Annotated in this window: 23 protein-coding genes and 3 tRNA genes; 16 read left to right on the plus strand and 10 right to left on the minus strand. The window is 39.3% G+C overall.

Features of this window, described 5'->3' with window-relative positions; translation table 11 throughout:
- Positions 1 to 130: 130 nt before the first annotated feature.
- Complete coding sequence (gene glmM, locus DQ356_RS04640; protein ID WP_114303309.1) at positions 131 to 1,513, plus strand: phosphoglucosamine mutase; 1,383 nt, start codon at positions 131 to 133, stop codon at positions 1,511 to 1,513.
- Positions 1,514 to 1,685: 172 nt separating this feature from the next.
- Positions 1,686 to 3,056 (plus strand): tetratricopeptide repeat protein, encoded by a 1,371-nt coding sequence (locus tag DQ356_RS04645; RefSeq protein WP_114303310.1) that lies wholly within the window; start codon positions 1,686 to 1,688, stop codon positions 3,054 to 3,056.
- Positions 3,057 to 3,112: 56 nt separating this feature from the next.
- On the opposite strand, the gene DQ356_RS04650 is transcribed toward DQ356_RS04645, so the two are convergent.
- From DQ356_RS04650 to DQ356_RS04660, 3 genes are all read right to left on the minus strand, one after another.
- A complete protein-coding gene (locus DQ356_RS04650) occupies positions 3,113 to 3,994 on the minus strand; it encodes a DMT family transporter (protein WP_114303311.1) in 882 nt (293 codons plus the stop codon).
- The gene (gene aat, locus DQ356_RS04655) at positions 3,991 to 4,635 is read right to left on the minus strand and encodes a leucyl/phenylalanyl-tRNA--protein transferase (RefSeq protein WP_114303312.1); all 645 of its coding nucleotides are present in this window, start codon (positions 4,633 to 4,635) and stop codon (positions 3,991 to 3,993) included. Before aat ends, DQ356_RS04650 begins: the two co-directional genes overlap by 4 nt.
- Positions 4,636 to 4,697: 62 nt before the next feature.
- Positions 4,698 to 5,081: a DUF3127 domain-containing protein gene (locus DQ356_RS04660; RefSeq protein WP_114303313.1), complete on the minus strand. Its 384-nt coding sequence runs from the start codon at positions 5,079 to 5,081 to the stop codon at positions 4,698 to 4,700.
- Between the two features lie 162 nt (positions 5,082 to 5,243).
- Between DQ356_RS04660 and DQ356_RS04665 the strand changes: the two genes are divergently transcribed.
- The 7 genes from DQ356_RS04665 (at position 5,244) to DQ356_RS04695 (ending at position 9,329) form a co-directional block, all read left to right on the plus strand.
- Positions 5,244 to 5,325: transfer RNA gene (locus DQ356_RS04665), tRNA-Leu, on the plus strand.
- Between the two features lie 36 nt (positions 5,326 to 5,361).
- Positions 5,362 to 5,434, plus strand: a tRNA-Gly gene (locus DQ356_RS04670).
- A gap of 12 nt (positions 5,435 to 5,446) precedes the next feature.
- Positions 5,447 to 5,530: transfer RNA gene (locus tag DQ356_RS04675), tRNA-Leu, on the plus strand.
- Between the two features lie 98 nt (positions 5,531 to 5,628).
- Positions 5,629 to 7,398 (plus strand): DNA mismatch repair endonuclease MutL, encoded by a 1,770-nt coding sequence (gene mutL / locus DQ356_RS04680; RefSeq protein WP_114303314.1) that lies wholly within the window; start codon positions 5,629 to 5,631, stop codon positions 7,396 to 7,398.
- A gap of 7 nt (positions 7,399 to 7,405) precedes the next feature.
- On the plus strand, positions 7,406 to 8,137 hold the full coding sequence (locus DQ356_RS04685; protein ID WP_114303466.1) for a rhomboid family intramembrane serine protease: 732 nt from the start codon (positions 7,406 to 7,408) through the stop codon (positions 8,135 to 8,137).
- Positions 8,134 to 9,117, plus strand: coding sequence for an endonuclease/exonuclease/phosphatase family protein (locus DQ356_RS04690; protein ID WP_114303315.1), 984 nt, complete (start codon positions 8,134 to 8,136; stop codon positions 9,115 to 9,117). Before DQ356_RS04685 ends, DQ356_RS04690 begins: the two co-directional genes overlap by 4 nt.
- Complete coding sequence (locus tag DQ356_RS04695) at positions 9,114 to 9,329, plus strand: hypothetical protein (protein ID WP_114303316.1); 216 nt, start codon at positions 9,114 to 9,116, stop codon at positions 9,327 to 9,329. The genes DQ356_RS04690 and DQ356_RS04695 overlap by 4 nt, the downstream gene beginning before the upstream one ends.
- 2 nt (positions 9,330 to 9,331) lie before the next feature.
- On the opposite strand, the gene DQ356_RS04700 is transcribed toward DQ356_RS04695, so the two are convergent.
- From DQ356_RS04700 to pepT, 3 genes are all read right to left on the minus strand, one after another.
- Positions 9,332 to 10,852 (minus strand): GH3 auxin-responsive promoter family protein, encoded by a 1,521-nt coding sequence (locus tag DQ356_RS04700; RefSeq protein WP_114303317.1) that lies wholly within the window; start codon positions 10,850 to 10,852, stop codon positions 9,332 to 9,334.
- A gap of 88 nt (positions 10,853 to 10,940) precedes the next feature.
- A complete protein-coding gene (locus DQ356_RS04705; protein WP_114303318.1) occupies positions 10,941 to 11,351 on the minus strand; it encodes a BrxA/BrxB family bacilliredoxin in 411 nt (136 codons plus the stop codon).
- Positions 11,352 to 11,466: 115 nt separating this feature from the next.
- Positions 11,467 to 12,726, minus strand: a complete 1,260-nt coding sequence (pepT, locus tag DQ356_RS04710) for a peptidase T (protein ID WP_114303319.1) — start codon at positions 12,724 to 12,726, stop codon at positions 11,467 to 11,469.
- A 184-nt stretch (positions 12,727 to 12,910) separates the two neighbouring features.
- Here pepT and DQ356_RS04715 point away from each other — a divergent pair, with 184 nt between their 5' ends.
- Together DQ356_RS04715 and DQ356_RS04720 are read left to right on the plus strand one after the other, a co-directional pair.
- Entirely contained in the window at positions 12,911 to 13,759 is an 849-nt protein-coding gene (locus tag DQ356_RS04715) for a hydroxymethylglutaryl-CoA lyase (RefSeq protein ID WP_114303320.1), read from the plus strand.
- A 20-nt stretch (positions 13,760 to 13,779) separates the two neighbouring features.
- Complete coding sequence (locus DQ356_RS04720) at positions 13,780 to 14,184, plus strand: OsmC family protein (protein WP_114303321.1); 405 nt, start codon at positions 13,780 to 13,782, stop codon at positions 14,182 to 14,184.
- Between the two features lie 38 nt (positions 14,185 to 14,222).
- Here the strand turns inward: DQ356_RS04720 and hemE are convergent, their stop codons facing one another.
- The 4 genes from hemE to hemA are packed head-to-tail and all read right to left on the minus strand — an operon-like array spanning position 14,223 to position 18,121.
- Entirely contained in the window at positions 14,223 to 15,248 is a 1,026-nt protein-coding gene (hemE, locus tag DQ356_RS04725; protein WP_114303322.1) for a uroporphyrinogen decarboxylase, read from the minus strand.
- 2 nt (positions 15,249 to 15,250) lie between these two features.
- Entirely contained in the window at positions 15,251 to 15,943 is a 693-nt protein-coding gene (locus tag DQ356_RS04730) for a uroporphyrinogen-III synthase (RefSeq protein ID WP_114303323.1), read from the minus strand.
- A 5-nt stretch (positions 15,944 to 15,948) separates the two neighbouring features.
- On the minus strand, positions 15,949 to 16,860 hold the full coding sequence (gene hemC, locus DQ356_RS04735; RefSeq protein WP_114303324.1) for a hydroxymethylbilane synthase: 912 nt from the start codon (positions 16,858 to 16,860) through the stop codon (positions 15,949 to 15,951).
- Entirely contained in the window at positions 16,847 to 18,121 is a 1,275-nt protein-coding gene (hemA, locus tag DQ356_RS04740; protein WP_114303325.1) for a glutamyl-tRNA reductase, read from the minus strand. Before hemA ends, hemC begins: the two co-directional genes overlap by 14 nt.
- 260 nt (positions 18,122 to 18,381) lie before the next feature.
- On the opposite strand from hemA, the gene DQ356_RS04745 reads away from it, so the two are divergent.
- Genes DQ356_RS04745 through rodA form a run of 5 tightly spaced genes read left to right on the plus strand, consistent with a single transcriptional unit; the run spans position 18,382 to position 24,026 of the window.
- Positions 18,382 to 19,407 carry a rod shape-determining protein gene (locus DQ356_RS04745; protein ID WP_114303326.1) on the plus strand — a complete coding sequence of 342 codons (1,026 nt, stop codon included), beginning with the start codon at positions 18,382 to 18,384 and terminating at the stop codon, positions 19,405 to 19,407.
- 24 nt (positions 19,408 to 19,431) lie between these two features.
- Complete coding sequence (gene mreC / locus DQ356_RS04750; protein ID WP_114303327.1) at positions 19,432 to 20,286, plus strand: rod shape-determining protein MreC; 855 nt, start codon at positions 19,432 to 19,434, stop codon at positions 20,284 to 20,286.
- Positions 20,279 to 20,785 carry a rod shape-determining protein MreD gene (locus DQ356_RS04755; protein WP_114303328.1) on the plus strand — a complete coding sequence of 169 codons (507 nt, stop codon included), beginning with the start codon at positions 20,279 to 20,281 and terminating at the stop codon, positions 20,783 to 20,785. Before mreC ends, DQ356_RS04755 begins: the two co-directional genes overlap by 8 nt.
- Positions 20,782 to 22,800 (plus strand): peptidoglycan D,D-transpeptidase FtsI family protein, encoded by a 2,019-nt coding sequence (locus tag DQ356_RS04760; protein ID WP_114303329.1) that lies wholly within the window; start codon positions 20,782 to 20,784, stop codon positions 22,798 to 22,800. Before DQ356_RS04755 ends, DQ356_RS04760 begins: the two co-directional genes overlap by 4 nt.
- Positions 22,797 to 24,026 (plus strand): rod shape-determining protein RodA, encoded by a 1,230-nt coding sequence (gene rodA / locus DQ356_RS04765; RefSeq protein WP_114303330.1) that lies wholly within the window; start codon positions 22,797 to 22,799, stop codon positions 24,024 to 24,026. Before DQ356_RS04760 ends, rodA begins: the two co-directional genes overlap by 4 nt.
- Positions 24,027 to 24,029 lie beyond the last annotated feature (3 nt).

Here is a 24,029-nt window from a genome sequence, read left to right on the forward strand (position 1 = left end):
AGAATTTTTCACCGAAGAAATTTAAGGATAATGACAATGGCTGTAGCAGCAAATGCTGTTCGTAGAAACGGATTAATTCGTATTTTTGCAGCAATTAAAAAAAATCTAATACCTAAATTTTGAGAGAATTATGTCATTAATTAAATCCATTTCCGGCATCCGCGGAACCATTGGCGGAAAAGTAAATGATAACCTGACTCCCGTAGATGTCGTAAAATTTGCTGCAGCTTTCGGAACGTGGCTTCAGCGGAATCATAACAAAGAAAATCTTACTTTGGTGATTGGTCGTGATGCGAGAATTTCCGGTGAAATGGTGAACTCTCTGGTGACAGGTACGCTTCAGGGTTTGGGAATAAATGTTATTGATCTCGGACTTTCTACAACGCCAACAGTAGAAGTGATGGTACCGGAACTGAATGCAGACGGTGGAATTATTCTTACTGCTTCCCATAATCCAAAACAATGGAACGCGCTGAAACTCCTGAACGAAAACGGTGAATTCATCAATGGCGAAAATGGTGCGGAAGTGCTGCGAATTGCAGATAATGAAGACTTTGATTTTGCTGAAGTTGATGATTTAGGAAAATATGAAACCCGTTCTGATGGATTCGATATTCACATCAGTAAAATCCTGGCTTTGCCGATGGTAGATGCTGAAGCCGTGAAAGCGAAGAAGTTCAAAGTAGTGCTGGATGCTGTGAATTCAACTGGAGGAATTTCTATTCCGCCGCTTCTGGAACAGTTGGGTTGTGAAGTGGTGAAATTATATTGTGAACCCAACGGTCATTTTCCACACAATCCCGAACCGCTGAAGGAGCATCTTTCCGACATTTGCGAACTGGTGAGAAAAGAAAAAGCTGATCTTGGAATCGTGGTGGATCCCGATGTGGACAGATTAGCGATCATTGATGAAAACGGAGAAATGTTCGGTGAAGAATACACTCTGGTTGCGGTTGCAGACTATCTTTTGAAACATAAAAAAGGTGCTGCTGTTTCCAATCTTTCGTCCAGCCGTGCGTTGCGGGATGTCGCTGAAAAGCACAATTCCGAATATTTTGCAAGTGCTGTTGGCGAGGTGAATGTTGTAACCCTTATGAAAGAGAAAAATGCCGTTATTGGTGGCGAAGGAAACGGAGGAATTATCTATCCTGACCTTCACTACGGAAGAGATTCTTTGGTGGGAGCTGCACTTTTCTTAACGCATTTGGCTCATGAAAATAAGACTGTTTCCGAACTTCGGACCACCTATCCTGCTTATTTCATGGGCAAAAAGAAGATAGAACTGACACCAGAAATTAATGTAGATGAACTTTTAACAAAAATGGAAAACCTATATCAAAATGAAGAGATTTCTACCGTAGACGGCGTGAAAATTGATTTCTCTGAAAGCTGGGTTCATTTTAGAAAATCAAATACTGAACCGATTATCAGAATTTATACTGAAGCCAAATCTCAGGAAGAAGCGGATCAATTAGGCGATGATATGATTGCAAAAATAAAAAGTTTGATTTAGATTTTTTTATTTATATTTAGTCAGTTTATTTGAATCTTTTTAACAGCCGGTCTTTTGCGGAAAAGTTAAAGAACGCTTATGTGAAGATAGCTAAAGGATAATTTATAATTTATATGTTTTTTCAAAGTTGGGATATATTTTTCCTGCATTGAAGAGACTTTGAGATACACTATTGGAAGATTTTTTTGACAATGAACTTGCTAAAAAGTTCGAAGAAATGATTGAAAACAATGATGAATTTTATTTCGATACCGAAGAATTAGAAGACATCATTATCTATTATCTGGAGCTGGGAGATATTTCCTACGCAGATCTTGCGGTGACATATGGGTTGAAAATCCATCCTCAGTCTACCGAAATTAAAATTAAAAAGCTGGAGGTGCTTTTGGAATTGGAAGACTATCATCAGGCCAAACATCTTATTGATGAACTGAAACATGCTTCTGAAGAACATACCGATTTCCTGGTGTGCTGTGCCAAATATTATTCTAATCTTGGAAATCCTTCAAAATCAATCGCTTATTGCGAAAAAGCTTTGGCATTAGGAGAAGAAGAAAATTTCCTGCACAATTTTATTGCAGACGAATATGTCAATCTGGGCGACCCGTTTAACGCTTTAAAAAACTACAAAAAAGCATTGAAGTTTGATCCGAATGATGAATATTCATTTGAAAACTGCCTTCATTGTTTCTATAGTTTGAAAAAATATGAAGAAGCATTGAGCTTTCTGAACAATTATCTGGATCAGTTTCCTTTCTCAGAAACCGCTTGGTATGAATACGGACAATATTTTTACAACCGAAAAAATTACGAAGAAGCCATCAAGGGATTTGATTATTTGCTGGCCATCAATTCCGGTGCTGTAGGTGTTTACGGAAATAAGGCAGCTTGTTACGAAGCACTGAAAGACTGGGAGAAAGCGATAAAAGTGTATGAAGAAATGTTGGAACTGGAACATACCAAAGCTTTCACATTTTATAAAATAGGACTATGTTACAAAGAATTGAAACAACTGGTTCCTGCGCTTGCACATTTCCAGAAAACGCTGATTGAAGATCCTCAGTTTTATCATGCGATGATAGAGCAAAGTATTGTTTACGAAGAACTTGGTGGAATGAAAGAGGCTTTGCATTTTGCAAAAGAAGCGGCTTCTTACAACGAGAATAATGTTGAATTTCTGAAACGTCTGGCTTATCTCAGTATTCAGATGGGAGAAATGGAAGAAAGTGAACAGTGCCTGAAAAAAATGGTTCAGAAAGAACCCGATTTGTTCTACAACTGGTATGCGTACATTGAAGTTCTCATGATTTTGGGTGAATTCAGTGATGCACTGGAGGTTTTGGAAGAAGCCGTGATCCTGCATCACAGAGCGGAATTATATTACCAAATGAGCAATTGCTGGTACCATCTAAAAGATTCAGCAAAAGGCAAGAAATTCTTAGATCATGCCTTGGAATTAGACGCCACCATCGTGGAAGATATGGGAAAAAAATATCCCTACATCAAAGAAGCGGTGAAAAAATCTAAGACTAAAAAGAAGTAAATTTTATTTTATATTGAAACCGAAGTATTTGTGCTTCGGTTTTTTGTTTTTCTTCCTCACTGTTTTATTGGCTTGCTCCTCAAAAATATCAATCCGCCAATAATAATCAGTCCGCCGGTAAACTGAATGGCCGTAAGTCTTTCGCCGTCTAAAACGCCCCAAAGTACCGCAACTATTGGCATTAGCAAAGTAACGGTAGAAGCGAATAATGGACTTGAAATTTTCAAAAGCCGATAGTTCAGCAGCATGGCCAGTCCGGTTCCGAAGATAGAAAGCAAACTCACATATCCCAATCCTAGAAATTCAGAAGATGTTCCTTTAAATTCACCGAAAAATCCTGTCGATATAAGAGCCAAAAGAGAAGGCAGAAAAAGGACATAGAAGAACACAAATCCCGATAGCACTTGTGAAGATATGTCATTCAGCTTGGCTTTTACCGTAGTCATACTTATGGCGTAAAGAAAGGTAGCAATCAACAATAAAAGGATGGGAAAAAACTTGATTCCGGTTTCTCCCTGCGAACCCAACATCAGCAGACACGCACCCGAAAAACTGATGCTGACTCCCAAGATCTGTCTTCCCGTAGTTGCAGATTTCCAGAATAATCCACCCACAATAATCACGAAAATAGGCATCATGGAATTGATGATTCCTGCAACACTGCTGCTGATCTGCGTTTCCGCAATAGGAAAAAGAAACATCGGGATGAAGTTTCCGGAAAAGGCCGCCAAAACCAACCATTTTATTCTTTTTCTCGGGAATTTTTTTCTGTGAATAATGGCTAATGGCGAAAGCAACACTCCAGCAATCAGCACGCGCAAAGCTCCTACTTGATAAGGGTCAAAATGTTCCAGTCCTTTTTTGATCAGAATAAAAGATGAACCCCAGATAAGCGTCAGTACAATAAGCAAAATCCATTTTTCTTTTTCAGGATTCATAGCGTAGATTTGAGATAATATAAATAATCAATTTTGGAAATCATTCTTGCGCCAAGGCTTTTCAAATGGTCGGTATACACCTGACAGTCAATCAGGCTCAGTTCGTGCTGATGTTCTGACACAAAATAGATAAATCCCGCTTTGGAAGCATTGCTCACTTTTGAAAACATGCTCTCGCCACAGAAAACATCTCCGATTTGCAGCCCGTAAAATCCACCAACCAATTCGTCATTCTGCCACACTTCTACGCTTTTCGCAATTCCTTTGTTGTGCAATTGGACAAAAGTTTCGATCAGCTCATCAGAAATCCAGGTATCATTTTGATCTTTTCGATTGGTATTTTTGCATTGTTGCATTACCTCTGCAAAACACCTGTTTTCAGTAAACCGGAAACTATCTCTTGCCATTATTTTCCGCATCGATTTGGATATTTTTAATTCATCAGGGAAAAGTACAAACCTCGGATCGGGGCACCACCACAGAATTTTCTCACCTGGATTGTACCAAGGAAAAATGCCATGTTGATACGCCAAAAGAACGCGATCCACAGATAAGTCGCCGCCCTGCGCAATCAATCCACCTATAGGATGATAGAAAGCAGGATCGGGAAATGAAATCTCATCCTTCTGAAGCTGAATCATGGCGAAAAATAAATCCTACTTTTTTTGAAAAAGCAGGATTTTGAAATTGTTGTGTGCATGAATTAAAATGGCAAATCATCATCCTCGTCCTCAGAGAATGGGTTTTCATTGCTGGATGAAGCGGAAGGTTGGGAGGATGGTGAGGCTTGGGTAGGCTCTGCATTGCTGTTTTCGTGAACTTTTTCCAGTCTCCAACCGGTAATGCTGTTAAAATATTTGGTCACACCGTCTGGCGCAGTCCATTCTCTTCCCCGTATATTGATGCCTACTTTCACTTGTTCGCCCTCTGAAACATTATCAAGAAGATTTATTTTCTCAGAAAGAAACTCGATGCTGATGGGTTGGGGATATTGCTCTTGGGTAAGAAGAATCATTTCCCTTTTCTGAAATCCACTTGCAAAAGTTTGAGTTTCAAACACTTTCTTTACTGTTCCTTGTAATTCCATACCTTTATTATTAAAAGTGTAAAAGTAATAAAATGAAAAATAGTAAGCGAATGAAAACTTACAATTATCACAAAAAAATATTTTTCGCGTTTAATTCTTTTGGAAAGCTAAAATTGTATTATATTTGCACTCACAAAAAAGAAAAGTAGTTCTTTATCACTTGCGGATGTGGTGTAATTGGTAGCCACGCCAGACTTAGGATCTGGTGCCGAGAGGCGTGGGGGTTCGAGTCCCTTCATCCGCACATCTTATATTTCTGAATATAAATTCAGAAATTTTCGCGAAAATAGCTCAGTTGGTAGAGCACGACCTTGCCAAGGTCGGGGTCGCGGGTTCGAGTCCCGTTTTTCGCTCTGTTCTACTTTGCCCTGGTGGTGGAATTGGTAGACACGCAGGACTTAAAATCCTGTGTCCGCAAGGACGTACGGGTTCAAGTCCCGTCTGGGGTACTCGAAACGCAGCAATCATGGATTGGCTGCGTTTTGTTATTTTGGGCAAATACAATACTTCCAAAAAATTCGAGTATTTTTGTAGCAATTAGGAGGATATGTCAGATATTATTCAGCTTTTACCGGATCATGTCGCCAATCAGATCGCCGCCGGCGAAGTGGTGCAGCGGCCTGCATCTATCGTAAAAGAACTGTTGGAAAATGCCATAGATGCCAAGGCGCAAAAAATTGAACTCATTGTTCGGGAAGCAGGAAAAAATTTAATACAAGTAGTGGATGACGGAATCGGAATGTCTGAAACTGATGCCAGAATGGCTTTTGAACGGCATGCTACTTCTAAAATCCGAACTACAGAAGATATTTTCAAAATTGCAACCAAAGGTTTTCGTGGCGAAGCTTTGGCTTCCATTGCAGCCGTAGCGCAAGTAGAGCTGAAAACGCGGAAAAGCGAAGTTGTCATTGGAACCAACATCTATATCGAAGGTGGCGGATTGCAATTTCAGGAACCTGTGCAAACGGCCGAAGGTTCCAATTTTCAGGTCAAAAATCTTTTTTATAATGTCCCGGCAAGACGAAAGTTCCTGAAAAACAACAATGTAGAATTTCGACATATTATTGATGAATTTCAAAGGGTTGCGCTTGCGCATGAAAATGTTGAGTTTTCATTATTTCATGATGATGAACCTGTTTTCAAGTTGAGAAAAGGAACACAAATTCAACGGATTTTAGAGATTTTCGGCAGGAAATTGCAACCACTTCTCATTCCGATTAAAGAAGATTTGGGTTGGGTACAACTGAACGGTTACGTAGCAAAACCGGAAGGTGCCAAAAAAGTGCGTGGTGAACAATTTCTTTTTGTGAATGGAAGGTTTTTCCGAAGCCCTTATTTGAATAAGGCGGTTCAGGAAGCGTTTGAAGGCTTGCTGCTTCCCGGATATATTCCCACATTTTTCCTGTATCTGGAGTTGGATCCGGGTAAGATTGACGTCAATATTCATCCTCAGAAAACAGAAGTTAAGTTTGAGGATGAACATCTTATTTTTGCTTTGTTCCGTTCTACCATTAAAAAATCTCTTGGAATTTATAACATTGCACCAAGCCTTGATTTTGATCGGGATCCGCAGGTGGATGAAATGTTTAAAGCTTCAAAAGCGAACAGTGGAGGAAATTTCAAAATGCCTGATGTGGTGGTTGATAGAAATTACAATCCTTTTCTGGAAGAAAAAAAGGTGAAACAAGCGGAAATTCAGAATCTTTCCGAAATGTACCATCAGAATATTTCAGCGGCTCCGTCCAAAATCAATTTATTTGAAGATGAAGATTTTGACGAAGATCTGATGAGGCTCCCGAACGGATATTGGCTCTTCAACAAAGGTGAAAAAACGCTGATGTTGGATCTGGGAAGAATGCACCGGTTGATTGTTTCAGAGAAAAATAAAAACAAGAAACAAAACAGAAATTCCAGTTCACTGCTGTTTTCCCTAGAATATCACATGAATGAAATTGAGAAAAATAAATACAGATCCATCAAAAAGTACCTGCCGGATTTGGGTTTTGATATTAAAATCGCTCATGAAAATGTCCTTAGGATTGATGCAGTACCGGAAGGCCTGAAAGAGACGCAGGTAATGAAATTTTTTGAAAATATATTTGAAATTCTGGAATACCGGACCGAGGATGATTTTATGAATTTCTATGAAAACCAATGGAATAAGATACAGAGCAAGTCGCGGTTTGATTTCATCTACAAAATCGATGCAGAACAGCTGATTCGTGAATTTTCTGAACTGGGTTTCCCGGAATACCTTCCCAATGGCAAAAGATGCTTTTCGGAACTTCCGCTGGAAGAACTCAAAAATAAATTTTAAAAAGAATATGTTTCAAAATATCACTCCCGTTACGAAAACAATCATCATTATCAATGTAATTGTTTTTTTGCTTTCTTTTTTGCTGCCGAATTTGATGTATCATTTGGCGGCATATTATCCTTTTTCCCAAAGTTTTAAAATCTGGCAGATCATCACCCACATGTTTGCTCATGGTGGCTGGATGCATTTGCTGTTCAATATGTTCACTTTACTGAGTTTCGGTCCTGTTTTAGAAAAAGTTCTCGGAGACAGGAAGTTTATAAGTTTTTACCTGATTTGTGGCCTTGGTTCCTTTGTCATCTACAATATCTGGAATTATTTTCTGGTTCAGGAAGCGGCAAATGCATTATTGGAATCAGGAATCAATCCGGCAGCGATTTTTGCCAATGCCGATTTTTTTAATTTTAATCCAGCCTATTATAATTCACTTTCCGGCGCAGAGCAACATCTTTTTAATTTGCTTTCTACACCCATGGTAGGAGCTTCAGGCGCCATCTTCGGGGTGGTTACGGCATTTGCGATATTGTTTCCCAATGCCGAGCTCTTTTTCATGTTCATCCCTTTTCCGGTGAAAGCAAAATATCTTTTGCCCGTCATAATTTTAGGATCGTTATTCTTAGGATTCAGGCAGTTTGAAGGCGATAACATTGCTCATTTTGCTCATCTTGGCGGCGCGTTAATCGGATTTCTCTGGATAAGAAACTGGAAGAACAAGCAAAATTTTAACAGATTCAGATGAGGATTTTCCGGGCAATGTTGATGTTGGCTCATCTTGCAGTGGTGTTGATGCTTTTCGGAACCATGTTGAATGCCTACGTTCCGCCACGAATTTTCCCTTATCTCAATCTGCTGTCACTGGCATTTCCCGGGTTGTTTATTCTTCACCTTTTATTGTGTCTCGTATGGATTGTCAGCTGGAAAAAAAGGGCTTTTTTGTTCTTATTTCTTACGCTTTTTCTTTTACAACCGGCGAAAAGATGGATAAATTTTACAAGTGAAAAAACAGAAGCAGGAAACTTGAAAGTGCTCACAATCAATGTGAAAGGAACGGAATATGGATTAGTTGAAACTCAGGATTATCTTAAAGCTCAGGATGCTGATGTGGTTTTAGTTCAGGAATTTGGCGGTGAGTTTCCTGTAAATGGATATGACTATTCTGCCCATCATAATATTGTGGCTGTTACTTCAAAATCCAAAATTCTCGAGCATGGAAAAATTGAAATGGATTCTTATCCCGGAAGTGCTCTTTTTGCAGATATTAAAATTAATGGACAAATCATCCGCTTTATAACCGTGTATCTGCATCCTTTTTCTTTTGAGAAACAGAAAGTAAAACCGGCAGATGATTTTGAAGAAAATAAAGCCAAATCAAAATATATTTTGAAACAGCTGATTCCGAATTTCAAAAGGCATCAGGACGAGGTAGAAAAAATTCGGGAAGTGATTCAGAAGTCGCCCTATCCTGTGATTTTGACCGGAGATTTTAATGCGGTTCCGAATTCTTATGAATATTACCAACTTTCAGCCGGATTGCAGGATGTTTTCGTAGCTGTTGGAAATGGAAACGGCACCAGTTTTCATGATTATAAAATTCCGATAAGAATAGATTATATCTTTGCGTCAGAAAGTTTGCAACCGGTCAGTTACCAAATCGACCGTTCTGTAAAGCTTTCAGATCATTATCCTGTTATTGCAGAGTTTAAAATCAAAAATCCATGAGATTGAAAGTCATTTTCTTTTTGCTAATTCTTTTTATGATATATTCCTGTGAGAAAAGCAACCGAAAATCGCAACCGGAACCTGATGCAGATCTTCCTGCGCCTTATGATACCGTGGCAATCGATTCCTTTTCAGTCGGTGCGTCTTCTTCAGTTTTGACGAAACCGAAAACCCTCCTTTCTGATTCTTTAAAGAAAAAAGTTCGTAATTAAATTTAAAGTTTCTGATTTAATTCCAGAAGAGGATCAATATATTCCCTGTCATTGCTGAGTCTCGGAACTTTATTCTGTCCGCCCAATTTGCCCCGGGATTCCATCCAGTGATAAAAAAGATTGGGCTTTGCACAATGTACAATCGGTCTTTTTAGGGTCATATTATTGTAACGCTTGGCTTCATAATCTGAGTTGATAGATTTCAGACAATTATCAAAAGAATCAACGAAAAGATCAAGATCGGATGGGAATTTATTAAATTCAAAAATCCATTCGTGCGCGCCGCTTTCATTTCCTTTCATAAAAACCGGAGCTCCTGTAAAATCACCAATACTTGCGTTGCTGGCCTGACACGCTTGTGTAATTGCCGTTTCTACATTCCCGATCATCAGTTCTTCGCCGAAAGCATTGATGTAATGCTTAGTTCGTCCTGAGATTTTTATTCTGAAAGGATCCAGGGAAGTAAAGATCACTGTATCGCCTATCAAATAACGCCACAATCCACCGTTGGTTGTCAGCACAACGGCATAGTTTACACCTTTTTGTACTTCTTCCAGCGGAATCGCATTCGGTTCCGACTTTCCAAAAGTATCCATCGGAATAAATTCATAGAAAATACCATAATCAAGCATTAACAGCATTTCATCACTGTCGCTTCGGTCCTGTATTCCGAAAAAGCCTTCAGAAGCATTGTATATTTCGTAATAATTGATGTCTTTTCCAATAACTTCCCGATATTGTTCCCTGTAAGGTTTGAAACTGATCCCGCCGTGAAAAAACACTTCCAAATGAGGCCAGATTTCCGAAATAGTACCTACACCGGTTTCTTTCAGTACTCTTTGCAACAGTACCATCATCCAGCTCGGAACTCCGGTAAGACTGCCGACATCTTCATTTTTTACTTCTGAAATTATGGCTTGAAGTTTACTTTCCCATTCCGACATCAGCGAAACTTTTCTGCTGGGAACAGTGGTAAGTTCTACCCAAAAGGGAAGATTGTCAATCAATATTGCTGAAAGATCGCCAAATTTGGTGTTGAATTGTTCATACATTTCTGCACTTCCACCCAAACGGAGGTTTTTGTTGGAAAAAAGCAGATTATCAGGATGATTGTTGGCGTAAATAGAAATTAAATCTTTACCGGCTTTGAAATGACAATCATTCAGGCTATCGTCTGTAATAGGGATGTACTTACTTTTTGCATTCGTCGTTCCTGAGGATTTGGCAAAATGGCGAATTTGTCCGGGCCAGAATACATCTTTTTCGCCTTTCCTCGCTCTTTCTATATAAGGTTCAAAATCTTCATACGTTGTGATGGGAACTCTGTTTTTGAAATCCTGATATGAAGAAATGGAGCTGAAGCCATGAATTTTGCCGTATTCTGTGGTTTCCGCATGAAACAGTTGCGAAAAAAGAATTCCGTTTTGAGTGTTGATCGGCTCATTGATAAAATTCTGAATCTGACTGATCCTTTGCTTAATAAACCAGTTGACTAAAGAATTAAAAAAGGGTTTGTTCGCCATCGAAAGCAAAAATAGTAATTCGTTCCAGAAAAACAAAAAAAATTCCGCCCAGACTCTGAACGGAATAAGATCTACTAAATGTTAAATTTTAGCAATATTCGTTATAAGCAGCCTGAAGGTTTGCAGCAATTGCACCTGCAGGATTTCCTTCAATATGGTGTCTTTCCAACATGTGCACAAGTTCGCCGTCTTTGAAAAGCGCAATACTTGGAGAGCTCGGAGGAAAAGGAGCCATATACTTTCTTGCTTCAGCTACAGCATCGCCATCATATCCGGCAAACACGGTGACAAGATGATCCGGCTTTTTATCTCCTGTAAGTGAAAAAACAACTCCAGGCCTTGCTGCACCGGCGGCACATCCACACACGGAATTCACCATCACCAGTGTGGTTCCTTCTTTCTTTATTGCACTGCTTACTTCTTCGGGAGTTGTAAGGTCTTGGAAACCTTTATCGGTAAGTTCAGCCTTCATTGGCATTACTAAATCTTCTGGATACATAATATTTCGATTTTAGTTTAAAAATAAATTAATTCTGTCTTTTTAAAAAGGATGTTAAAGTCTTATATAGCTGCATCAATATCATTCCAACAAAAATGAAATGACAAAATGGCTGTTATTTTTTCTTTACTGCTTTGGCAATATTGATAATTACTTTTACTGCTTTCTCCATGGTTTCTAAAGCAACATATTCATAAGGTCCGTGAAAATTCATTCCTCCCGCAAAAATATTAGGGCAGGGAAGTCCCATGTAAGAAAGTTGTGCGCCGTCGGTTCCGCCACGGATGGCTTTTATTTTCGGCTCTACATTGGCGTCCCGCATCGCTTGTGCTGCAATATCAATGATGTGCATTTTTCCTTCAAACTGCTGCTTCATATTGCGGTATTGTTCTTTGATTTCAATTTCGGCAATTCCGGAACCGTGTTTTTCGTTCAGTTCTTCAACTTTGCTGACCATCAATTGTTTTCTGGCTTCAAATTTTTCAGCATCATGATCACGAATAATGTACTGAAGTTTGGCTTCAGAAACATTGGCTTGAAGTTCGGTCAGATGATAGAAGCCGTCGTAACCTTTTGTCGTAGAAGGTGTTTCGTTTTGTGGAAGCATACTTACAAATTCCGCAGCCAAAAGTCCCGCGTTCACCATTTTGCCAAACGCATATCCGGGGTGTACACTCAAACCATGAATGTTCACCACTGCACCGGCAGCATTGAAATTTTCATATTCCAGTTCGCCGGCCTCGCTGCCGTCCATCGTGTAAGCCCATTCAGCACCGAATTTTTCCACGTCAAATTTATGGGCGCCTCTTCCGATTTCCTCATCCGGTGTAAAACCAATGGCAATTCTTCCGTGTTTTATTTCCGGATGTGCCAAAAGGTATTCTGCTGCTGTTACAATTTCTGCAACTCCTGCTTTATCATCAGCTCCCAAAAGTGTGGTTCCATCAGTAGTAATCAGGGTTCTTCCAACATATTGTTTCAGATTTTCAAATTTTGAAGGAGATAGGGTAAATCCTGTTTCTTTATTCAAAACAAGATCGCCACCGTCATAATCGTCCCAAATTTGTGGTTTTACATTTTCACCGTTAAAATCAGGAGAAGTATCATAATGCGCAATAAATCCAATGGTAGGTTCGTCATCATTTTCCAGATTGGAGGGAATAAATGCATAAATATAGCCGTTGCCGTCCAGTTCTACGTTCTCCAATCCTAAGTTTTGAAGTTCTTCAAAAATATATTTTGCGATATTCCACTGTTGTGCTGTGGAAGGCGTGCTTTCGCTCTCAGGATCGCTGGTAGAATATATTTTTACATAATTCAGGAAACGGTTCTGAAGTTTTAACTTCCATTCCAGATTGAATTCTATTGTCTGCATTTTGTAAGATATTTGATTATAACAAAGATACGGTTTCAGTCGGAAACGGGAAAAGAGATTTGACTCTACATTTCCTATGTTTCACAAATAATAAACGAATTTACTTTCATTTTAGAATCATCAATAAACCTTGTTTTCGGCTTCCGATCAAAAAACTTATATTTGAAAAACCAAAAATTTTAAAATGTTTCTCACCGAATGTCCGCGGGATGCGATGCAAGGTTGGGGCGAAATGATCCCGACACAAACAAAAATTGATTACATCAATGCGCTGATGGAAGTAAATTTTGATGTCCTGGATTGTGGAAGTTTCGTTTCCCCGAAAGCAATTCCTCAAATGGCGGACAGTGGCGAAGTTCTGGATCATATTGACAAGTCGCTTTCCTCTACGAAATTGTCGGTTATCGTGGCAAATGTTTTGGGTGCTGAATTGGCTTTGAAACACGACAATGTCGATATACTGGGTTTCCCGTTTTCTATTTCTGAAACTTTTCAATACCGTAATACCAATAAAAAAAGAGAAGAAGCTTTTAATGAAATCGCAGAGATTTTTGAATTAGCCAAAAGTCAGAATAAAGCTTTAAATGTCTATTTTTCAATGGCCTTTGGAAATCCGTATGGAGAAACGTGGAGTCTGGAAGAAGTGGGATATTGGGCACAGCGCTTTAATGAAATAGGCATTCGGAATATTTTGCTTTCAGATACAACCGGAGTTGCAACGCCGGATCTGATTACGCAAATTTTTAAAGAAATTCCTCCTAAATACCCCGAAATTACTTTTGGTGCACATTTTCACAACCGATATGAAGACAGCTATGGAAAGCTGAAAGCTACCTATGACAGCGGATGCAGAAGTTTTGACAGCGCAATAAAAGGAATAGGCGGTTGCCCGATGGCAAAGGACGAACTGGTTGGAAATATGCCTACAGAACAAGTGATTAATTTTATGGCTTCGGAAAAAATTCCCCATCGCCTTCACCTTCTCAATTTTGAAAGTGCATACAATCAGGCGAAAAGAATATTTAATTTCTAAATAAATTAAATTTAAAAAATATGACATCAAAAATAAAATATATTGGCGATCTCAGATGTGAAGCGGAACATCTGCAAAGCGGAACGGTAATGATGACGGATGCTCCCACCGATAACCACGGGAAAGGCGAGAAATTTTCTCCGACGGATTTATGTGCCACATCTTTGGCAGAATGTGCACTCACAACAATTGCCATTTTAGGAAAATCTCAGGATTTAAACATTGAAGGGGCTACTTGTGAACTTCAAAAAATCATGCTTTCAGAGCCCAGAAGAATTGGGGAAATTATCTGTTATTTTGATTTTCCGGGTGAATTTTCTGATGATGAGATAGCATTTATCGAAACTACAGCTCAGAATTGTCCGGTCGCAAAAAGCCTGCATCCCGATCTGAAACAAACGATGAGGTTTAAATTCGGAAAATAAAAAACCGCCTCAATTATTTTTTGAGACGGTTTCCTATTTTATCCTTTCCATTCTGTAACGGCCCGGATGAAAGCTTCCGCATTTTCAACAGGAATATTGGGCAATATCCCATGGCCTAAATTCACAATATATTGGTCTTTTCCAAATCTGTTAATCATTTCATGAACCATTTTTCTGATGGTTTCCGGCGATGAATGCAATCTTGCAGGATCAAAATTCCCTTGCAGCGTCATTTTACCTCCCGTAGTTTTTCTTGCAAATTCAGGAGAAACTGTCCAGTCGACACCCAAGGCGGATACTTTGGAACGGCTCATTTCTTCCAGCGCAAACCAACATCCTTTCCCGAAAACCACCACATGAGTAAGCGGGCTTAAAGCTTCAACGATCTGGTCGATATATTTCCATGAAAATTCCTGATAATCTTCAGGTGAAAGCATTCCGCCCCAACTGTCAAAAATCTGAACAGCTGAAACGCCTTTTTCTACCTTTCTTTTCAGGTAAGCAATTGTAGTATCGGTAATTTTCTGTAAAAGCTGATGTGCTGCTTCCAGCTGTTGAAAACAGAAAGATTTGGCAATATCAAAAGCTTTGGAGCCCTTTCCTTCAACGCAATAACAAAGGATTGTCCAAGGAGAACCGGCAAATCCGATTAGCGGAATTTCGTTGTCCAGTTTTTCCAAAGTAAGTTCGATGGCATCAAAAACGTAGCCTAAAGTATCATTTACATCGGGAACTATAACGTTCTGAACCTGCTCCGCCGTACGAATTGGATCATCAAGCCAAGGTCCGGTATTTTCTTTCATTTTAAAATCAATTCCCATCGCTTGTGGTACCACGAGAATATCTGAAAACAAAATGGCCGCATCCAGAGGAAATCTCCGGATCGGTTGTACAGTGATTTCTGAAGCCAGTTCAGGAGTTTGGCATCGGGTAAAAAAATCATATTCTTTTCTAATTTCCATGAACTCAGGAAGATATCGTCCTGCCTGACGCATCATCCATACGGGAGGACGTTCCACCGTCTCTCCTTTTAACGCCCGTAAATATAAATCGTTTTTAATCATAATCAATTTTTGTTTTGCTTTTCAGCTTCTTTTGAAATCAGTTTCAAAACATCATCCAGGCTGATTTCCTTGCTGGTAATTATTTTGCTGTCGGTGTGCTTTTCAATTTCTTCGGAAGTGGTCAATCCGATTGAAAATATCTTTTTGCTTTCTAAACTGTTGTGTTTTATAAAACTTCGCACGCCGCTCGGGCTGAAAAAAACAACAGCATCGTAATTGTTCTCAATTTTGGGGTAGAGCAGCGTAGTTTCATACATACAAATCTTCCGATAAGAAATGTTTTGCAACGGAAGCGCTTTGTCCAGAACATCCAGTGCCAGATTTCCGCAGAAGTGCAGAAAGCGTTCTTTTCCAGAATGTTCAATGATAAAATCACAGAGTTCACGGGCGTGTTTTTTCACTTTGAAAGTTCCAAAACCATAATCCCGAATCCGTTTTTTTGTTTTCTGTCCTACACAATATATTTTGTTGAAATTTTTGCTGGTGAAATCTTCATTTGGAAGGAATCCGTTTTGGAAAAAACTTTCCACAGCATTGACACTTGTGAATATAAGCGAAGAATCTTTCAGGTCAAAATGTGGGACAGACAAAGGTTTTATCTCGATTACTTCGACGAAATCATAAGAAAAATGGTCTCCGATTTTTTCAGAAATAATTTCGGTGTCCAGATTATTTTTTGTGAACAGAACCTTCATTGTCTTCAGCCCATTTGTTGTTTTATTTCTTCCATTACGGCTTTTCCGCCGTTATTCAGGATTTTTTGCGCCAGTTCTTCGCCGAAGTTTTTGTTTTCTTTGTACTCAAAAATTTCATCTGTTTGAATACAGTTTTTGCCGTCCAGAGAACAGAGTCTTCCGATGAAACGGATTTTTCCATCTTCATACTCAGCAAATGCACCGATAGGGGCGGTACATCCACCTTCCAAAGTTTTCAGGAAATTACGTTCTATTTCTACACATATTTGGGTTTCCCGATGGTTGATCCGTGTCAGAACTTCGTTAATTTCTGCATTTTCTTCATGTCCTGCAACGGCTACCACGCCTTGCGATGCAGCTGAGATCATGCCTGGAATTTCCTCATGAGAAATATTGATATTGATTCTTTTAAGTCCTGCCAGGGAGAAAATTGTAGCATCAAAATCCTGTTCTTCCAATTTCCGAAGACGGGTTTGTACATTGCCACGAATATCTGAAAATTCAGTATCCGGAAATTCCTTCAGCCAGAAAGCTCTTCTGCGAAGACTGCTGGTGGCAATTTTAAGATCTTTGAGGTCAAGGGTTTGTGCGGATTGTTTTCTTACCAGAACGTCCTGATGAAAATCTCTCTGTAAATAACTGACAATCTTTATTTGATCTGGCAACTGTGTAGGAACGTCTTTCAGAGAATGAACTGCAATATCTATTTCTTTATTTAAAAGGGCAATATCCAGATCTTTGGTGAAAATCCCTGTGATTCCCATCGCATACAAAGGCTGGGTCAGGTTCTGATCGCCGGTAGAAATAATGGGAATTATTTCAGTAGTATAATTCAGATTCTGAAGATGTCTTGCCACTTCACGGGCCTGCCATAGCGCCAAAGGTGAATTTCGGGTGCCGATTCTAATGCTTTTCATTAAATTCGTTATTGGGGTGTTCTACTAAAATTTCGTGCATCAACTGGCTGATTTCCTCTGCTTTCCAGGGATGATCGATAATATATTTTGCAAACCGATTGGTAATTTTCTGCACCAGTTTTTCTGAAAGCACCATATCATGTACATCCACATACTTGTGTTTTTTGTGAATATTGTGCATTTCATTGCGCTCCATATTCTTTAAAACAGCTTTAAAATGATGAATTTTCGGAGCCAGTTTTCTTTTCTTTTCCCATTCCGTGAAATCCTTGGTCATTTCTTTAATGATTTTTTCGGCTTTCGGAATTTCTTTTTTCCGCTGCTCCATTGTATTGCTGATATGTGCAGAAAGTTCATCTACGTCTACCAAATTTACATTAGGGTTTGTGGTAATATTTTTTTCAACATTATTGGGAATAGAAAGATCTATAACAAGAGTCTCTTTTCCGTTCGGGAAATGATTTTGATGAATGATAGGATGTGCCGCTCCGGTTGCGACAATCAGAATATCGGTGTTCTTAAGTTCAGTTTCCAAATCGCTAAAAGCAATGTGAGGAATTTTATATTTTTCCGCGATTTTTTCCGCCTTTTCTGAAGTACGGTTCATTACTTTTATTCTCGGTTTGTAGATGTGTTTTACCAAATTTTCAACTGTATTCTGGCCAATTTCTCCGGTTCCGAGGAGGAGGATATTCTTATCAGAAATTTGTTTCTGATGATTCAAAATATAATGTACCGCAGCATAAGAAACTGAGGCCGCTCCGTTAGAAATCCCGGTTTCGTTTTTTATTTTTTTAGAAATCTGAATGGAAGAATTAATGGCCCGTTCCAGATAGGGATTGCTGTTTTTTTTCTCTTTTTTGAACCTGTTGTAAGCGTTTTTGATCTGTCCGATAATTTCAAAATCACCAATAATCTGGCTTTCCAGTCCGGCAGCTACCCGAAATAGATGATTCAGCGCTTCCTCTCTTGTAAAGATATTGGCATATTTGATAAAATCCGTGAGTGCTACGCCTGTAGTTTTGCAGAACTCTTCGGCTACCAACAGATAATTGTGCGAGGTTGTATATATTTCAGTACGGTTACACGTGGAAACCACAAATGCGTCTCCCATATTCCCCTCGTGAATGGAGTGTACAAAATCCTTGATGTGTTCATCAAAGAACGCAAACTTGCTCCGGGTTTCTGCATCAGCTTTTTCGTAGCTCACGCTTAACACGGCAAAATTAGCGGTTTTGTGTATTTCAGGGTGCTGTTTCATAGCAAACGCAAAAGTACTGATTTTTAATTTAAAGGCCTATGATTAAAGTCATTCATAAAACCTAAGCCGGTTGTCCATAAAACCTTAAAAAGACCTTTTTTTCGGGAAAATCTTCTGGTTTCCGGTTTAAAATTGATGTTGTTTTCACCAAGGTAAATTTAATAAAACTTTAACCAAATTTCAAGATACTTAAATCCCTGAGATGTTTCTAAATTTATATCTTTGTAAACTTAATTTCTACTTAAAAATCAAAAAAAAATATGGGTTTATTTGATATGTTCACGCAGGAAATCGCGATTGACCTCGGAACAGCTAACACATTGATTATCCACAATAATAAAATCGTTATAGACCAACCCTCTATTGTCGCCATCGAACGCTCCACAGGAAAACCCATCGCGGTAGGTGAACAGGCAAAGCACATGCAGGGAAAAACCCACGAAGATATTAAAACCATCCGCCCGCTGAAGGACGGAGTTATTGCAGATTTTCATGCTTCCGAACACATGATCAAGGAATTTATCAAAAAAATTCCCGGAATTAAAGGAAAATTAATACAGCCTGCGCTCAGAATTGTGATTTGTATTCCATCAGGAATTACAGAAGTTGAGAAACGTGCCGTTCGGGACAGTGCCCAAAAAGTGAATGCGAAAGAAGTTCGTCTTATTTATGAGCCAATGGCAGCGGCAATAGGAGTTGGCATTGATGTTCAGAAACCTGAAGGAAATATGATTATTGATATCGGTGGCGGAACTACAGAAATCGCAGTCGTAGCTTTGGGCGGTATCGTTTGTGACAAATCTGTGAAAATTGCAGGAGATGTGTTTACCAGTGATATTGCCTATTATTTGAGAACCCATCACAATCTTTATATCGGAGAAAGAACTGCGGAAAGAGTGAAAATTGAAGTTGGATCTGCAGTGGAAGAATTGGATATGGACATGGAGGATATCCCGGTGCAGGGACGCGACCTGATCACAGGAAAACCAAAAGAAATTATGGTGGGCTACAAGGAAATTGCACGAGCACTGGACAAATCTATTATCAGAATTGAAGATGCCGTAATGGAAACGCTTTCACTTACACCTCCGGAATTGGCAGCAGATATTTATAAAACCGGAATTTACCTTGCTGGTGGCGGTGCACTGCTGAGGGGTTTATCCGACAGACTTCACAGAAAGACAGGTCTTCCAGTATTTGTTGCGGAAGATCCACTGAGAGCGGTAGTTCGTGGTACAGGTATTGCGCTTAAAAATATGGATAAATTCAATTTCCTTATAAAATAAGTTTAAATTTCTTTGTTTTAGGGAATGGGGTTTTTGATGAGATTATTTTCAAAGAACAGTTTTTTCATGTTCTTTTTACTATTGCAAATTATTGCATTGATTCTCATTTTCACCCGAAATTCAATGCAACAATCGTGGTTTGCTGCACAAACAGCGGCATTCAATTCCTGGGTGTCCGGATATATTGATGAAGGAACTTCTTATTTGAAACTGAAGCAAATTAACGAGGATCTGGTAGCTCAGAATAAAGTTCTTATGGAGGAACTTTATGGAAAAGAGAGTCATGAAAAACCTGAATTCAGAAAAGTTCATGATACCCTAGGTGGCGGACAGATTTATACTTTCGTTGACGGTGAAATCATTTTCAATAGCATCAACAGGAAAGACAACTATTTTACCATCAACCGCGGAAAAAGAGACGGCGTACTTCCTAAAATGGGCGTTATTGCTCCCAATGGAATTGCGGGAATTGTCATTAATGCGACCAATAGTTACGCCCTTGTACAATCGGTGCTGAGTACCAATAAAATAAGACTGAACGCCTCACTGAAAAATTCCGGTTATTTCGGTACGCTGATTTGGAAGGGTGAAAATTCCAGAATTATGCATCTCGCCGATATTCCGAAATATGTTCCGCTGAATGTAGGTGATACCGTAGTAACAGACGGGAAGTCAGCTATTTTCCCTCAGGGCATTATGATTGGTACTGTTGCCGGATATGAAGTAGACAGCAAAACCGGGTTTTGGGATATTTCCGTGGAACTGAGTGAGAAAATGGGAACATTGAGCAAAATATATGTAGTGAAAAATCTGAAAAAATTGGAAATCCAAAAAATTCAGGATACGTTGCAAGCTACAATAGATCGAGAGAATGATTAGCAGAACACTTCTTACTGATTTTTTACTGATTGCCTTTCTGGTGGCGCTTCAGGTTTTCGTGCTGAACAGAATTACCGTTTCCAGCGAATATACGCCGGTGCTGTATCCGGTGTTTGTCATGTTCTATCCTTTTTTCAGAAACAGGTATCAATTTTTGGCGCTCAGTTTTTTGCTTGGGCTTTGTATCGACGCTTTTTTAGGAACCTGGGGAATCAATGCATTTGCTACCACCGCTATTGCTTATTTCAGGACTCTTATTTTCAGAACGTCAACTGATACCACGACCGATTTTTTCTCTTTCAGTTCGTTGCAATGGCCACAATTTTTATTGTTTATCCTTACCAGTATTTTCTTTCATCAGCTTCTGGTTCAGTTTATTGAGTTCTTCAAACTCAGCCGTATTTTCGATATATTGCTGAATGTGTTGATTTCCAGCATTATTTCTTTTATATTTATCGTTTTGTATGCTTTGATTTTTAAAATCAAACAAAGGATTTGAAACCACAATTTTTAAAAATAATCATCGTTTTAGGAATTCTTGCTGTAATTTTTATAGCAAGGCTGGCGTATTTGCAGCTGTTCACAGATCGTTATGCGCTGAATGCAGCCAATACTTCCATAAAAATAGAATATGTCATTCCACAGAGAGGCGTTATTTTTGACCGAAACGGAAGAATTTTGGTAGGAAATCAGCCGGCTTATGAAATCTCTTTTACACAAGCTCTGATGCGCCCGGATTTTGACACCATCGGTTTTTGCAATTTAATGGAAATCAGTAAAAGTGACTTTGTAAAACGTATCGAACAAATCAGCAAGGAAAAATATTATTCCCGCCTTACTCCGATGACTTTTATGAAGAATCTGAGCAGGGAAAAAATGGCCAAGATTCAGGAAATTATTTTTAAATATCCCGCGTTCAGTATTGTTTCCAGACCGCAGAGACAGTATGAAGTTTCTACTTCGGGCAATCTTTTGGGTTATACCAATGAGGTAAACGAAAATGACATTAAAAAAGATTCCCTCTATTATCTTCCCGGAGATTTTATTGGAAAATCCGGAGTTGAAAAATCTTATGAAAAACACCTTCGCGGTGAAAAAGGACTGAAATACATCCAAAAAGACATCAAGTTGAGAAGCATCGGTTCTTACAAGGATGGAAAACTGGACAAAGAAGAAGTTTCGGGAGAAGATATTACCCTTACCATTGACTATGATTTGCAGAGAATAGCCGAGGAAATGATGGTAAATAAAAGAGGCGGCATTGTAGCATTGGACCCCAATACGGGCGAAATTCTGGTGCTAGCTTCCGGCCCCGATATCGATCCCAATCTTTTTACCGGCCCCGACAAATCTAAAAATCTCTACAATCTGCAGAAAGATTTGTTTAATATGCCGATGTTCGACCGATCCATACAGTCTGCTCATATGCCCGGTTCTACCTTTAAAATGTTTACCGCACTTGCCGGAATGCAAATGGGCGTGATGGATGAAAATACCATTTTCCCGTGCGGACGTGGATTTAATTATAAAGGATTGCGAATAAAAGGACATGGCGGTGCAGATCCGCTGGTTCCGTCAATACGGGTTTCCAGCAACTGCTATTTCTCTTATGCATTTATTGCCATTATGAATAAATATCCGGGAAATCCTTCCAAAGCTATTGACGAATGGAAAGCCATTATGGAAAGTTTCGGATTCGGTGTTTTTCTGAATAATGACTTGGCTACAGGAGTGAGAGGCAGAATTCCTGATGGAAAATTTTATGAAAAAAGAAGCGGAAAAAAAGACTGGTTTTCTGATATTACCAGAAACGGCTCCGTTTTCAATGGAATGGGACAGGGTGATGTGATGCTGACACCTTTGCAATTGGCCAATGGCGTTGCTGCAATTGCCAATAAAGGCTGGTTTTATACTCCCCATATTGTAAAACTAATCGATGGAAAACCCAATCCGGATCCCAGATTTAAGGTGAAGCATAAAACACTGGTTGATGCAAAACATTACGAACCTATTTTGAAGGGTATGGAAGCGGTAGTTCTCGCCGGAACAGCGCGCGGACTGAAATCCAACGATTTTACTCAATTGGCCAAAACGGGTACAGCACAAGTTCCGCAGGGAAAAGACAATTCTGTTTTTGTGCTCATTGCACCTGCTGATAAACCGAAAATTGTTGTGGTTGCCTTGATGGAACATGCAGGTTTTGGATCAACTTGGGCAGGTCCTGCTGCTACGGTAATTGCCGAAAAATACCTGACCGGAGATCTGAAACGGGAACATCTTTATAATAAACTCGTCAACGCCAGTTTTATGCCTGAATACCGCAGACAATGGATTGCAGATTTGAAGAGAAAAGGCTTGTATAAGGAACCTGACAAGGATTCGATTCGACTTTTAGAAATAAAGGATAGCCTTAGATTTATCAAAAGTGAACCGGTGAGAAACAAACTTCTTCAGAAAAGAGATTCTCTCCAATCGAAAATGAGGAACACAAAAACTAAACAACAAAACCAATGAAGTGGGCCGCGGGAATAGATAAATTAAGTTTGGGGCTGTATCTCCTCATCTGTTCTTTTGCTGTAGCGAATATCTATAGTGTGGATCAGGCTTTGGGGCAGAAACAGTTCTTCTTTTTCATGATTTCTCTTTTTGTAGGAATTGTTATTTTTCTTTCAAGAAGTAATTTTTTTGAAAATTTTTCAGGGATATTTTATATTCTCGGGGTTTTATTGTTATTAGGATTATTTCCTTTTGGAACGGAAATTCTCGGACAAAAAAATTGGTATAAATTCGGTGGTTTCACGATGCAGCCAGTAGAGTTTGCTAAAATCGGAACAGCCCTCATGCTTTCCAACTATGTTTCCGGCCCTGATTTTAATCTGAAACATAAAAAATCACTGCGAACTGCTTTTTTTATTATTGGTATTCCAGCGATTATCGTGTTGGCTATTCCCGATGTGGGATCACTGCTCGTGTTTTCCGCTTTTCTTATTGCGTTATATAGAGAAGGGCTGAGCGGCTGGCTTTTCGGTATTGGTCTTTTGCTGGTGAGCGTTTTTTTGCTTTCGTTGGCTATAGATCCGCTCTATATTGCGATTACGGTCTTGTTAATAGGGGGGATTTTTGTTTTTCTGAATTATCGGAAAATCTCATGGAATGTCATCAGCATCGGAATGTTGGTCGGATCTGTGGGAATATTGTGCGGTATTGCTTTTGCCGGGCCTGTAATTCTGGAGAAACTACCGAAGCATCAGCGGGAACGGATTGAAGTTCTTTATAAAGGCGAAAGAGCATTTCGGGATACTTCAGGATATAATCTTTTGTATTCCAAAACCGCTATCGGTTCCGGTGGTTTTTCAGGAAAAGGATATCAGCAAGGTTCTGTAACCCAGGGGAAATTTGTGCCTGAACAGGAAACTGATTACATTTTCTGTACCGTGGGAGAAGAGTGGGGATTTGTAGGGAGCACTTTGTTGATTCTGGCGTACACTATTTTTATTGCCCGCATTTATTATCTTGCTGAAAGGCAGAAAACCGCTTTCAATCGGGTGTTCGGATACTGTTTCGCTTCCATTCTTTTCGTGCATTTTGCCATTAATATCGGAATGGTCATGGGACTTTTCCCCACTGTGGGAATTCCGCTGCCGTATTTCAGTTATGGTGGAAGTTCGCTTCTGGCGTTTTCTATTATGGCTTTTATATTTTTTAAATTGAATTACAACGATCGCAATTCATTGGTTTAAAGG

Origin of the sequence: Chryseobacterium lacus, from assembly GCF_003336205.1 — a bacterium.
Taxonomy (GTDB): domain Bacteria; phylum Bacteroidota; class Bacteroidia; order Flavobacteriales; family Weeksellaceae; genus Chryseobacterium_A; species Chryseobacterium_A lacus.